The sequence below is a fragment of the Nocardia wallacei genome, assembly GCF_029869545.1.
GTDB lineage: Bacteria > Actinomycetota > Actinomycetes > Mycobacteriales > Mycobacteriaceae > Nocardia > Nocardia wallacei_A.
In genome coordinates, this window is sequence record NZ_JARWQD010000290.1 from 35,781 (window position 1) to 47,916 (window position 12,136).

The 12,136-nt window shown below is 68.6% G+C and carries 11 protein-coding genes; 5 read left to right on the plus strand and 6 right to left on the minus strand.

Annotated elements, in window-relative coordinates; translation table 11 throughout:
- Both hydA and QH290_RS25495 read right to left on the minus strand, forming a co-directional pair.
- Positions 1-1,422, minus strand: a complete 1,422-nt coding sequence (gene hydA / locus QH290_RS25490; RefSeq protein WP_280385627.1) for a dihydropyrimidinase — start codon at positions 1,420-1,422, stop codon at positions 1-3.
- A gap of 22 nt (positions 1,423-1,444) precedes the next feature.
- Positions 1,445-2,293: a nitrilase-related carbon-nitrogen hydrolase gene (locus tag QH290_RS25495; protein ID WP_280385629.1), complete on the minus strand. Its 849-nt coding sequence runs from the start codon at positions 2,291-2,293 to the stop codon at positions 1,445-1,447.
- Between the two features lie 111 nt (positions 2,294-2,404).
- On the opposite strand from QH290_RS25495, the gene QH290_RS25500 reads away from it, so the two are divergent.
- On the plus strand, positions 2,405-3,796 hold the full coding sequence (locus QH290_RS25500) for an aminotransferase-like domain-containing protein (protein WP_280385631.1): 1,392 nt from the start codon (positions 2,405-2,407) through the stop codon (positions 3,794-3,796).
- On the opposite strand, the gene QH290_RS25505 is transcribed toward QH290_RS25500, so the two are convergent.
- From QH290_RS25505 to QH290_RS25515, 3 genes are all read right to left on the minus strand, one after another.
- The gene (locus tag QH290_RS25505) at positions 3,759-4,310 is read right to left on the minus strand and encodes a dihydrofolate reductase family protein (protein ID WP_280266924.1); all 552 of its coding nucleotides are present in this window, start codon (positions 4,308-4,310) and stop codon (positions 3,759-3,761) included. The two genes, QH290_RS25500 and QH290_RS25505, sit on opposite strands and share 38 nt — an antisense overlap.
- Before the next feature lie 37 nt (positions 4,311-4,347).
- Positions 4,348-4,812 (minus strand): hypothetical protein, encoded by a 465-nt coding sequence (locus QH290_RS25510; protein ID WP_280385633.1) that lies wholly within the window; start codon positions 4,810-4,812, stop codon positions 4,348-4,350.
- A 147-nt stretch (positions 4,813-4,959) separates the two neighbouring features.
- Positions 4,960-6,183 (minus strand): GAF domain-containing protein, encoded by a 1,224-nt coding sequence (locus QH290_RS25515; protein ID WP_280385634.1) that lies wholly within the window; start codon positions 6,181-6,183, stop codon positions 4,960-4,962.
- A gap of 174 nt (positions 6,184-6,357) precedes the next feature.
- On the opposite strand from QH290_RS25515, the gene QH290_RS25520 reads away from it, so the two are divergent.
- Together QH290_RS25520 and QH290_RS25525 are read left to right on the plus strand one after the other, a co-directional pair.
- Complete coding sequence (locus tag QH290_RS25520; protein WP_280385637.1) at positions 6,358-7,161, plus strand: alpha/beta fold hydrolase; 804 nt, start codon at positions 6,358-6,360, stop codon at positions 7,159-7,161.
- Between the two features lie 26 nt (positions 7,162-7,187).
- A complete protein-coding gene (locus QH290_RS25525) occupies positions 7,188-8,456 on the plus strand; it encodes a cytochrome P450 family protein (protein ID WP_280385639.1) in 1,269 nt (422 codons plus the stop codon).
- 10 nt (positions 8,457-8,466) lie between these two features.
- Here QH290_RS25525 and QH290_RS25530 read toward each other — a convergent pair whose 3' ends face one another.
- A complete protein-coding gene (locus tag QH290_RS25530; protein WP_280385641.1) occupies positions 8,467-9,678 on the minus strand; it encodes a phage tail tip lysozyme in 1,212 nt (403 codons plus the stop codon).
- Positions 9,679-9,857: 179 nt separating this feature from the next.
- Between QH290_RS25530 and QH290_RS25535 the strand changes: the two genes are divergently transcribed.
- Together QH290_RS25535 and QH290_RS25540 are read left to right on the plus strand one after the other, a co-directional pair.
- Positions 9,858-11,573: a WXG100 family type VII secretion target gene (locus tag QH290_RS25535; RefSeq protein WP_280385643.1), complete on the plus strand. Its 1,716-nt coding sequence runs from the start codon at positions 9,858-9,860 to the stop codon at positions 11,571-11,573.
- Between the two features lie 92 nt (positions 11,574-11,665).
- Complete coding sequence (locus QH290_RS25540; protein ID WP_280385645.1) at positions 11,666-12,100, plus strand: YbaB/EbfC family nucleoid-associated protein; 435 nt, start codon at positions 11,666-11,668, stop codon at positions 12,098-12,100.
- The last annotated feature ends 36 nt before the right edge of the window (positions 12,101-12,136 follow it).

Genomic DNA, 12,136 nt, shown 5'->3' on the forward strand with positions numbered 1-12,136 from the left:
CTAGATGAGGTACTGGCAGGGATCGCGGCGGACGAACCGCCCGTCGCCCTTGCGGCCGAGGTACTCCCCGCCGCCGACGACGACCTTGCCCCGCGAGAGCACCGTGTCGACGCGGCCGTCGATCTCGTAGCCCTCCCAGGCGGAGTGGTCCATGTTCATGTGGTGGGTCTTGCCCAGCCCGATCGAGGTGTGCCCGTCCGGGTCGTAGACGACGATGTCGGCGTCGGCGCCGGGCGCGAGCACGCCCTTGCGGCCGTAGAGCCCGAACATGCGCGCCGGGGTGGTGGAGGTGATCTCGACCCAGCGCTCCAGGGTGATCTTGCCGTCCACCACGCCCTGGTACATCAGGTCCATGCGGTGCTCGACCGAACCGATGCCGTTGGGGATCTTGGAGAAGTCACCGACGCCCATATCCTTCTGCCCCTTCATGCAGAACGGGCAGTGATCGGTGGCGACCATCTGAACGTCGTTGGTGCGCAACGCCTGCCACATATGGTCCTGATGGTGCTCGTGCTTGGATCGCAGCGGCGTCGAGCACACCCACTTGGCGCCCTCGAAGCCGGGCGCGCCGAGCTGATCCTCCAGCGACAGGTACAGATACTGCGGGCAGGTCTCCCCGAACACGTTGCGCCCGCGGTCGCGCGCCGAGGCGAGCTGCGCCACGGCCTGTTTCGCGGACACGTGCACGACATACAGTGGGGCGCCGGTCAGATCGGCGAGCATGATCGCCCGGTGCGTCGCCTCCTCCTCGAGCTGCCAGGCCCGCGCGATGCCGTGGTAGTAGGGATCGGTCTTGCCCTGCTCGAGCAGCTGACTCACGAGAACGTCGATGGCGGGCCCGTTCTCGGCGTGCATCATCGTCATCAGGCCCGTGTCGGCGCCGACCTGCATGGCCCGCAGGATCTGCGCGTCGTCACTGTAGAACACGCCCGGATAGGCCATGAACAGCTTGAAGCTGGTGATGCCCTCGCCGGGCAGGTCCCGCAGCGCCTGCAGCGAGGCCTTGTCGACGTCGCCCACGATCTGGTGGAAGCCGTAGTCGATCGCGCACTGCCCGGCGGCCATCTCGTGCCAGGTCTGCAGGCTGTCCTGCAGGCGCTCGCCGAACTTCTGCACCGCGAAGTCGATGATCGTGGTGGTGCCGCCCCAGGCCGCGGCCCGGGTGCCGGTCTCGAAATCGTCTGCGGCGGTGGTGCCCCCGAACGGCATCGACATGTGGGTGTGCGCGTCGATACCGCCCGGGACGACGTACTTGCCGGTGGCGTCGATGACGGTGTCGGCGGTCTCGGCGAGGTTCGCGCCGAGCACGGTGGACCCCGGCTCCAGCAGCGCGACGATGCGCTCGCCGTCGACCAGGATGTCTGCCGCGCCCCTGCCGGTCGCCGAGACGACCGTGCCCCCGGTGATCAAAGTTGTTGCCATACTGCGTCTTTCCTCCAGCTGGTCAGGGTGCGACGATGGCGTCGTAGGAGTCGGGGCGGCGGTCGCGGTAGAACTGCCAGTCGCCGCGCACCTCGCGGACCACGTTCAGGTCGATCTCGCGGACGACCAGCTCCTCGGTGTCCGTGGAGGCGACCTCGCCGACGTAGTTGCCGCGCGGATCCACGAAATACGAACTGCCGTAGAAGGTCACGGCCGCGTCCCCGAATTCGTCGCTCTCCGTGCCGATCCGGTTGTTCGCCGCGATGAAGTACTGATTGGCCGCCGCCGCGGCGGGCTGCTCCAGCTCCCAGAGCCGGTTGGACAGACCGGGTTTCGTCGCCGACGGGTTGAACACCAGCTCGGCGCCACCCAGCCCGAGGGCGCGCCAGCCCTCCGGGAAGTGCCGGTCGTAGCAGATGTAGACGCCGACCTTGCCGACCGCGGTGTCGAACACCGGATAACCGAGATTGCCGGGCCGGAAGTAGAACTTCTCCCAGAAGCTCGGCAGGTGCGGGATGTGATGCTTACGGTATTTGCCCAGGTAGCTGCCGTCGGCATCGATCACCGCGGCGGTGTTGTACAGCACGCCGGGCTGCTCCTCCTCGTACACCGGCAGCACGATCACCATGTTGTGCCTGCGTGCCAGCTCGGCGAAGCGCGCGGTGGTCGGCCCGGGGACGGATTCGGCGTACTCGTAGTACTTCTTGTCCTGAACATTTCCGAAGTACGGCCCGTAGAACAGCTCCTGGAAGCAGATCACCTGCACGCCCGCGGCGGCGGCGGTCTCGACGAACTTCTCATGCTTGGCCAGCATGGACTCCTTGTCTCCGGTCCATGTGGCCTGGGTGATGGCTGCCTTGATCGTGGTCACCAGTGGATCTCCTGCCTCGCTCGATTTTGTTATTCTTTATGGTGAACATTTCCTGAATATTTCAGCGAGTGCCGGAAGTGTAAACCTGCTACACCGATCCCCGAGGCGGAAATGAGCAGACCGATACAGATCGATGACCCGACCCCGGCAGGCATCGCCGGTGCCATCGCCCGGATGATCCGCAGCGGCGAGCTGCGACCCGGCGACCGGCTGCCGACGGTGCGGGAACTGTCGGGTCAGCTGGGCGTCAGCCCGGCGACGGTGAGTCACGGATGGAAGGCGCTCGCGCAGGCCGGGCTGGTCGTATCACGCGGCCGCAGTGGCACTTTCGTCGCCGAGCCGGAGTCCTCCGAGCACCGACCGGCCCCGGCGCGCACCGCGCGGATGGTCACCGATACCGGAGACGCCCGGCTGGATCTGTCGCTGGGCACGCCGGACCCGGCCCTGCTGCCCGAGCTGGGGCCGCTGCTCGCGCACGTCGCGCTCAGCGCCGAACCCACCGACTATCACCAGGCGCCGGTGGTTCCCGAACTCGGGCGCCTGCTGCAGGCCGACTGGCCGACCACCTCGGGCGGGCTCACGGTGGTCGACGGGGCGATGGACGCGGTCGCGCGCGGGCTGCGGGCCGTGGTCCGCTACGGCGACCGGGTGATCGTGGAGAACCCGACCTTTCCGCATTTCCTGGACTATCTGGAATCCATTGGCGCCCAACCTGTTCCGGTGGCGTTGGACGAGCAGGGCGTGCTCCCGGACGACTTCGAGCAGGCCCTCGCCCTGGCCCCGGCCGCCGCGATCATCCAGCCGCGGGCCCAGAACCCCACCGGCGCCTCGATGACCGCCGAGCGGATCCGGGAGCTGGCGGAGATCCTGCGCCGCAGCGACCACCGCTGCATGATCGTCGAGGACGATCACTCGGGCCGCATCGTGCCGACCGCGGATCTGAGCATCGGCCGGTGGCTGCCGGATCAGGTGCTGCATGTGCGCAGCTACTCCAAATCACACGGCCCCGATCTGCGGATCGCGGCGCTGTCCGGGCCCGAGCAGGTGATCGACCGGGTCGTCGCCACGCGCATGCTGGGACCGGGATGGACGCCGCGAATTCTGCAGCGGCTGCTCTACGAACTGCTGCGCGACGCCACCGCCACCCGCGCGGTCGACAACGCCCGCGAGCAGTACCGCATCCGCCGCCGGGCCTTCGTCGACGCCCTGCGCCACCACGGCGCACCGGTCGGCGACGGCGAGGGGCTCAACGTCTGGGTGCCGGTCACCGACGAGCGGACCACGCTGGTTCACTTGGCGGCCAACGGAATTCGTGTGGCGCCCGGCGGCCCGTTCTGCACCGACACCCGCGGCAGGCACCCCCAGGCAGTCCGGGTCACGGTGGCCCCGCTCGCCGACGGAAGCGACGAGGTGGCCCGCATCCTCGCCGCGACCACGCAGTCGCGCCAGTCGGACTACTTCTCCCTCAGTCGGCGAGATAGCGCTGCAGCACCGCGGTCTTGAACTGCCGCGTCTCGGCGAGCCGGACCCGAATGCGCTTGTCCAGCGGCGGGAACATCGGCGTGCCGCCGCCGAGCACCACGGGGCACACGAACATGTGGTACTCGTCGATGAGCCCGTGCGGTATCAGCGAGGCCGCGAGAATCGCGCCGCCGACCTCCATGACGCCGTCGCCCCCGGCCTTGAGCCTGCGGACCTCCTCGACGGCGTTCTCGCTGACCAGCGTGCTGTTCCAGTGGACCTCGGACAGCGTGCGGGAGAAGACGACCTTCGGCTTCTCCGTCCACAGCGTGGCGAACTCACGCTCGATGGGCGGCGCGTCCTCGGCCACGTGCGGCCAGTATTCGGCCATCAGCTCGTACATGCGCCGCCCGTGCAGCGAGATCTCGAGCGCCCGGAAGCGATCGTTGTGGAACTGGTGCAATTCGTCGTCCGGGTCGGTCCAGTCGATAGTGCCGTCGCGGTCGTTGACGTAGCCGTCCAGGGACACACCGAACGGGTAGATCAGTTTCCTCATAACGGGTAGACGCCCCGGGCGCCCGAAATTCATCGGGCTAGGGCTTCTCGGGGCAATCGGCGTCCACCCAGGTGGCCGTCAGGTCGCGACAGGCCACGGTGAGTGTTCCCGGGCGGAAGGCGATCTCGTGGGTGCAGCCGACCGCGGCGGGCAGGATCTCGTCCAGGATCACGTCGCCGAGGTTGCGCCACTCGGCGCCGCCGGGAGCGTCGATCTCGAAGCCGGATACGCCCACATAGCGAATGTGCAGGTCTTCCTCGTGCTTCCAGCAGTTGTGCCGAAACCGCAGTTCGGTTTCGCCGCCGCGTGATTCGACGAACTCGAGTTTCAGGTCCTTCACGCACCGCTTGCCGTGGAAGTCGTAGTGCTCCGCATCCGCCGCGAACGCTCGAGCGCCTACGGGCAGCGACTCGACGAACGAGGGAAGCCGGTTCAGATACTCCGTCGGGCTGATAACCCCCGTCAGCCCACCCACCGTCGCGTTGAGGTTGACATATCGCACGTGCCGTTCCTCCATCCCCCACTCACCTCGGCGGGCCACAGACATCGTCGCACGTCAGACCCGCACACCGCGGCCCGGCCGTCCCGCACCCGGTCACAGCTTGCGAACACCGTGCGGTGACAGACACACGGGGCTCGGCCTGGAAGATCAGCGCAGTGCGCCGAGGGCGGCGCGCAGGCGGAGGATTCCGGGCGCGCGCGAGCCGGGGAGCAGGGCGCGCTCGTCGGGCTGCTCGCCGCGATGCTGAAAGTCCGCGCTGACGGCGGGATCGAGACGATAAGGGTTGGCGCTCAACCGATATCCGAGTATTCGTCGCAGCCGGGCGAGTTCGGCGCGGACGGTGACGACCTTGCCGCCGGATCCGTAGACCTGCTCGGCGAGGGCGGCGGCGGTGAGGCCCTCGGGATGCGCGAGCAGCAGCACGACCAGCTCACTGTGGCGGACGCTCAACCGGTGCGTGGCTCCGTCGAGGGTGAGCATCGCACGGTCCAGGCCCAGCGCGGTGACGTGAGCGGCCGGGGCGTCGAGGGCACCGCGGCGCGGCGCGCGGACCGCGAACATGCCTGTGCGCGAGAGGCGTTCGACGATGACGGGGCGGCCGTCGGGCAGCGTCGCCGGTCCCTCGGTGAGCGGCCCCTGCCACCTCGGCGGCAGCCAGCCCCTCGGTTCGGCATGCAGTACCCGCCCGTCCGCCGACACCAGCGCGTTGCGGTCGGGCGAGCGAGCGGAGATCCGGTCGGCATAGCGGGCGCGAGCCTCGGCATCGCGCCGCCGGTACAGGTCGGCGAGGTGCGCCTCGGCGAGCCGGGCCGCCGCGGTTACCAGGGGCAGCGCCAGCGCACGCGCGTCGCGGCGGCGGCAGGTGACGTCGACCACGCCGACCAACTCCCCCGTCGCCGGGTCCCGAATCGGCGCCGCCGTGCAGGTGTACTCCATGGCGAGCGACAGGTAGTGCTCGGCGCCACGCACCTGGAACGGGCGGCCCAGGGCCAGCGCGGTACCGACGCCGTTGGTGCCCGCGCCCGCCTCGCTCCACCGCGCCCCGGAGACCAGATTGGCGCGTTCCGCCGCCCGGCGGGTCGAGGCATCACCCCGCACCCACAGCAGGTGCCCGCGCGCATCGCCGACGAACAGAATGTGCCCGGGTTCCGACGCCGCGGCGTCCAGGGAGGTCAGCAGCGTCGGCAGGACGGTGCCCATCGGGCCGGTCGCTCGAAGCTCGCGCAGATCGTCGTCGGTCAGCACGACCTGCGGGACGTGGCGGTCGGGGTGCAGCCCCCGGCGGCGCGCACGATCCCACGACGCACGCACATCGGTACGCACCTGCCGTGCCCGTCCCTCGGCAAGCAGGTCGTCCCGGGCCTCGGCCACGTATCTGTGCGCGGAGTCGTTGCTGGCGATGGCATGGAGCGTAGGCCGCCGACATCGTGTGGCGCAATCGCCTCGGCCGCAACGTCATTGCAACCCCCGTCGGCCGAGTGGTCACGGGCCCGCGGCCGCGCCACAGTGCCTTGGCAACACATTCGCACGAGGTGGAGGTCAGCAGTGGCGTACGTGGAGCTGCCGGACGGCGTACCGATGTACTACGAGGATCACGGTGCCGGTCCGGCCGTGGTGTTCATTCACGGGTGGACGATGAACTCCACGTTCTTCGCGCAGAATGTGCCCGCGCTGGCCGAGGGCAACCGGGTGATCACCGTGGACCTGCGCGGGCACGGGAACTCCGGGAAGTCCGATGACGGCCACACCCTGGCGCAGTACGCCCGCGATATCGACAGCCTGCTCGACCATCTCGGGCTCGACGACGTATGCCTGGCGGGCTGGTCGATGGGCGTCGCGGTGATCCTCGCCTACGTTCGCCAGTTCGGTTGCGGGCGTTTGCGATCCACGGTCTTCGTCGATCAGTCCCCGCGCTTCCTGGGCGCGCCGGGCTGGGACTTCCCCTTGCAGGGCGGGTACACCGAATCCGATATCGCGGTGTTCGTCCAGGGGCTGCACCATGCGCGCCCCGCGGTGATCAAACCGTTCATCGCGGCATGTTTCGCCGAGACACCGCCTCCCGAGGCCATCGACGCCGTGTACGCGGAGACGACCAAGATGCCGACCTCGGCCGCCGCGGCCATCTGGTACGACATGGCCTATGCCGATCTGCGGCCGGTGCTGCCCGCGGTCACCGTCCCGACCTTGCTGATCTACGGTGTACAGAGCAAGATATTCCCCGGACCGCTCGACGACTGGCTGGCGGCGGGGCTGCCGCAGGCCCGGGCGGTGCCGTTCGAGCACAGTGGCCACGTGCCGTTCGCCGAGGAGCCGGAACGGTTCGACACCGTGCTCGCCGAATTCCTGTAGGCCCGCAGCACGGCAGGACGAGACCGATGACCGATCTGCAGCGAGTACCGCGGCGGCCGGAGACGAGGGAGTTCCCGTTCGCGCGGCTGACACCCAATCAGCTGACCTTCGCCGAACGCGACCAACGCTATCGGTGGCTGCACCGCTGGCCCGAACCGACCTACCGGCACCCCAGCGGGCTGCGCATGGTCTGGCGCTACGACGACGTGCGCGAGCTGCTGGAGGCGGCCGATCCGGGGATCTCCAACACGAATTCGCTGCAGCCGCTGGTCGGTTTCGGCCGTATCGCGACCAATCCGCGCGCCGTCGGCCATCTGTGCCGTCATCTGATTCCGTTGCCCGCGAAGGCGACCGCGGATTCGACCGACGCGGTCATGCACAAGAAGGTGTGGGAGACCATGGCGGGCCCGGCGGGGCATTTCACGGTGCCCGCGAGCGAGCGACAGCGCCGAACCGAGGGCCTGACCGAGCACTTCCATCGCGCGCTGCACGACTTCCAGGTGCCGGACGGTCCCCTCGACGTGACCGCCCTGTCGGTCGCCTACGCCACCCGGGTCATCGGCGAGGCGGTCGGCCTGCCGACCGAGCACTGGCCCCGGGTGTCGGAGTGGAGCGGCGCGCAGTCGGGATTGCTCGGACGGCACCTGCGCGGCCGCGAACTGGCCGATGCGGTCGGCGCGCTGGGCCGGTTGTTCACCGTGAGCGCCGGTGCCGTCGAACGCGGTGGGGCGGAGGGGTTTCCGGCCAGGCTCAGTGCCGCGGGAATCCCGCGTCGGGTCGCCGTCTCCGCCGTGGCGAATTCGCTTGCCGCGGGCGTACATACCGTCAGCGGCAGTATTCAGCAGGGCGTGCAGCGCATGCTGCGAGATCCGGATCGTTCCTGGTGGGGGTTACTCGCCGACCGGTCCGACGCGGCCCGGGTGACGGCCAAGACGCTGCAACTCGACCCGGGCCTGGTGGCATGGAAGCGCACCGTCGTGCATCCCGTGACGCTGCGCAGCGGGACGACGCTGCCGCAGGGTCCGGTCCTGGTGATGTTCGCCGCCGCCAATCGCGACCCGGCGGCATTCGCGAATCCGCTCGATCTGCACAGTCCGGGGAAACTTCCGCTGACCTTCGGTTTCGGCCGACACGTCTGCCCCGGTAAACAATTGGCGCAGCTGGCGATCGAGGTGTTCCTGCGCGAACTCTTCGAACTCCGGCCCTCCGCCCGCCTGCTGCCGGGCGCCTCGTCGCCGCGCAGGCGCGCGGCCGACCTGCTGTTCAGCGGGGCCGATATCGTCCTCGTCGATTGAAGGTGAGAGCCTAGGCGGCGGCGGTTGCGGACTTGCTGTTGTAGGACTTCAGCAGTTCGTCCGCATCCGCCATCCGACTGCCGGTACTCAGTCCGGCGCTCTTCTCGTAGTGCTTGTCGAAACCCGCTGCCACGGCGCGGGGGTTGTCCGGGTTCGAGTTCACGATGTTATTGGCGGCCTGATACCCGCCGCCGCGCAGTTCCTTGACCATGTAATCGAGATGGGTTCGCCAGTCGCCCTCGCCGTATTCCGAATTGGCCGCGTGGTTCTTGAACCCGGTGTGCCGGTTGAAACGCCACTGGAACAGGCCGTGGGCAGTTGGTATTTTCTTCTGCGGATCATTTTTGTCCCTGACATGGTCACCTCCGGCATTGACGTTGAACCTCGACTCGTGCCAAGCGTTCGCGACAATGCCCGCTGCTTGCGCCGGTGTGAATTTGTGATGCTTGATGAGGTATTGCATCATGGCCATCGCGGTCTCGTGGGCCTTTCCGGACTTCAGATCTCCGCTCGGCGCGCCGGGTCCACCAGCATCGCCGCCGCCTCCTGAGTCCTGGTATCCCGCCTGCTGAATGCCGCCTCCGCCACCAGCACCACTGCCGCCATTGCTATTGTTGCCCGAGGGCGGCACCTCCGGCGCTTCCTTGCGAATTCTGACCGCCTCGGCCGCCACTCGATCCGAGATTCCGCTGACCTGCTTGTACGTGGTGTCCAACGTTTCCCAGAGACCGTTGAAGAGCTTGTCGACCATCGACCGGGGCAACTTCTTCCGGACCTTGCCGTTCCTGTCCGTCAGCTGTTTCCCGTTGGCGTCGACCACGTCCTCTTTCTCGATCTTGTGGGCGGCCTGGACCTTCCCGTTGAGCTCCTTCACCGAGGTGTCGATGGCCCCGTATGCGTTCTTCACGACCTCACCGACCCCATCGGTACGGAGCGCGATGTCGTCGTCCTTCTGATGGATTCCCTTGGTGGCCTTGTCTATCTCGTCCTTGTAATTGTTGTATTCATCGACCATCTTCGACCGATCCTCGGGCTTGGTGATTCCCTCCTTGCGCAGCAACTCACGCAGGTTGGGCGCCTTGGACGGCGTGCCGGACCCCAGCCTGTGGGTCTGGGCCTTGATGATCATCTCGCCCTTGTCGAACCACGCCTGCAACCCCCGGGGCTCGCAGTCCGGAAGCCTGTCCAGATCCCCCAGTACCTTGGTTCCATCGGGGCTCATCGATGCCTCGCTCTCACCCGGGCGGACACTGTCGACGCTCTCACCCGGGCAGACAGCATCGACATGCGCCGATTATCGAATGTTCCCGGGTGTGGGAACGCCTGGCGGGTGGGCCACAATCGAACCCGGATCCGGTCGGTGCCGACGGCGTGCCGCGCGACGTTACCCGAGGGGGCTGTGTGAGCGACTCATTGTCGGTCGACCCGGCCGAATTGCGTGCCTCCGCAGCGGAATTGAAGCAGCAGGCCGACGAGACCGAGCAGATGCTGCGGGAGATGCGGGCGATCGTCGCCAACGAGGGCCGCTGCTGGGGCGACGACGAACTCGGTGAGACGTTCGCGAAGAGTTACGAACCGGATTCCGAGCGTGGCCTGGAGGGTCTCGAGGATCTCGTCGCCGAGCTGCGGGCGATGAGCGCCAATCTCGCCAAGTCGGCCGAGGAGTTCGAGCAGCGGGATCGCGGCGGCGGGCAGCAGGTCCGGGGCTCGGACCCCCTGACCCGTGACGGTGCGGTGCCGCCAGCCTCGAACCCGTTCGCGGCCCCCGCGATGCAGCCTGCCGAAGACCCCTACACCGCAGGCGATTCCACACAGCGGCCGTCCGCCGCCGAGCGCCCGGAAGACCGGCCGGGCCCGCGTCCGGAATCCACGAATTCCCCGGGCGCCGGACCCGGCGCCGACTCCGGCCGCAACGCCGACCCCGGTGCGGCTCCACAGCAGTCCCCGGGGAGTTCGAACGACCCGTCCGATACGGATTCTCCCGACACCGGCGCTCCCGACGATCAGGCCGGGCACGAAGTTCCGGACACCACCTCGCAGGCGCCGCCCACGGCCGGAGATCCTGCGAGACAACAGAACTCCCGGGCGGGTAAGCAACCGAACGCGCCGTCGACCCCGGACGGCCGCTCATCCGCCGGTCGTGCGGCGGCGGAGTCGCCGTGGTCGCAGAACAGGTCGGGCACGCCGTGGTCCAGGCCATCGGCCGCGCCGCCCGCAGCGGCGAACGACGTGCCGCCGCGAGTGTCGCCGCCGCAGGCACCGCATCGCCCGCCCGGCGGGAAGAAGACCGACGACCCGCGGCGAGACCGTCCCGATCGCCGATCGAAGCCGCGGGTGGCGCCGCCCCGGACGACCAAGCCGACCGACGCCGAGGCGATGCGGATCGCCCGCGAGATGGCCGCCCGGCACGGCCTGAGCATCGTCGGGTTCGAATCGGCGGGTATCGACGTAAGCACCGTCCAGGACATCGCCGATGCCGTCGACGCCGTGCTGGACCGGTACCCCACGGTGCTGCGCGGGATCGAGATCACCGAGGTGGCGAGCACGCTGTCCGCCGTCGAAAACCGCAGTGTGGCAGCGACATCGAAGATCCCGGCGCCATGGATCGTGCTGGCTCGCACCGCCGCCGTCAATCCCCGGCTCCTGGCCGATAAACGCCCGGCGACCGCGCCGGACGCACCCCCGCACCGGCCGATGCATACGACGATGCTGCGGGAGTTGGGTGCCGCCGTCGACCTGACGGGAGGACTCCGCGCACGCGGGGAGGCGCAGCGCGCACTGATCACCGAGTACCTGCGGGTGAACGGCGCGCAGGGCGAGACGCTGGCACAGGTGGTCGGCGGTTACAAGCGATGGCGTTCCCAGCTCGGTGACGGCTGCTTCGAACAGGGTGTGTTCGTTCCCGCCCGGGCGCTGGCCGAAGCGTTCGCCGCGGTCGAGTCGGGGGGTGGCGAGGCCAGTGGTCCGGCGAAGGTCCTGCACCGCACGCTGGTGATGATGTCGCAGGCGCCGGTCCGGCCCGGGAGCCGGACACCGACGCCCACGCGGGCCGGACGACTGCCGGATGCTCCGGCGCACCCGTCGCGGAGCGAGGTACGGCCTTCCCACCAGCAGTAAGAGCGACCCTGCACCTCGGCAGACTTCCTCGGTAGATTCGAGACCCCCGCGAGTGTTTCCGTTCGCCGGTGATATCGAGTCGAAGGGGCGTTATGGACCGATGGGAGCGTGAGGGCCTACGCTCGGCCAACAGCGGCATGCGCAACCAGCTCGACCACCTCCTCGATGCGTTCGAACGTCAGCAGGCCCGGCTGACCGAGGTCTACCGGCAGGTGGAAACCTCTCGCACACAAGCCGTTTCGCCCGACCACTCGGTGGAGGTGACCGTCGACGCCGCCGGTGTGCTCACCGATCTGCGGCTGACCCCCGCGGCGTTGCGCCGCAGTCCGGAACAGTTGAGCCGGTCGATCGTGGACGCCGTCAGAACCGCGGCACACCAGGCACAACAGCAGGCCGAGGCGCTGGCCGCCCCCATCGACGCCGACCTCGACGATCTGCCCGACTACACCGATATCACCCCGGATGCACCCAGCTTTCACGACATTCGCGCACTCTTCCGCGGCGACAAGGAAGACACCCCGGCCTGACACCGATGGCACGGGACAGGGTGAGGCGCCGGTCCG

Excerpts from the sequence above, each read along its gene's own strand:
- hydA (WP_280385627.1), bottom strand. The coding sequence starts at position 1,422 with ATGGCAACAACTTTGATCACCGGGGGCACGGTCGTCTCGGCGACCGGC.
- QH290_RS25500 (WP_280385631.1), top strand. The coding sequence starts at position 2,405 with ATGAGCAGACCGATACAGATCGATGACCCGACCCCGGCAGGCATCGCC.
- QH290_RS25505 (WP_280266924.1), bottom strand. The coding sequence starts at position 4,310 with ATGAGGAAACTGATCTACCCGTTCGGTGTGTCCCTGGACGGCTACGTC.
- QH290_RS25525 (WP_280385639.1), top strand. The coding sequence starts at position 7,188 with ATGACCGATCTGCAGCGAGTACCGCGGCGGCCGGAGACGAGGGAGTTC.
- QH290_RS25530 (WP_280385641.1), bottom strand. The coding sequence starts at position 9,678 with ATGAGCCCCGATGGAACCAAGGTACTGGGGGATCTGGACAGGCTTCCG.
- QH290_RS25540 (WP_280385645.1), top strand. The coding sequence starts at position 11,666 with ATGGACCGATGGGAGCGTGAGGGCCTACGCTCGGCCAACAGCGGCATG.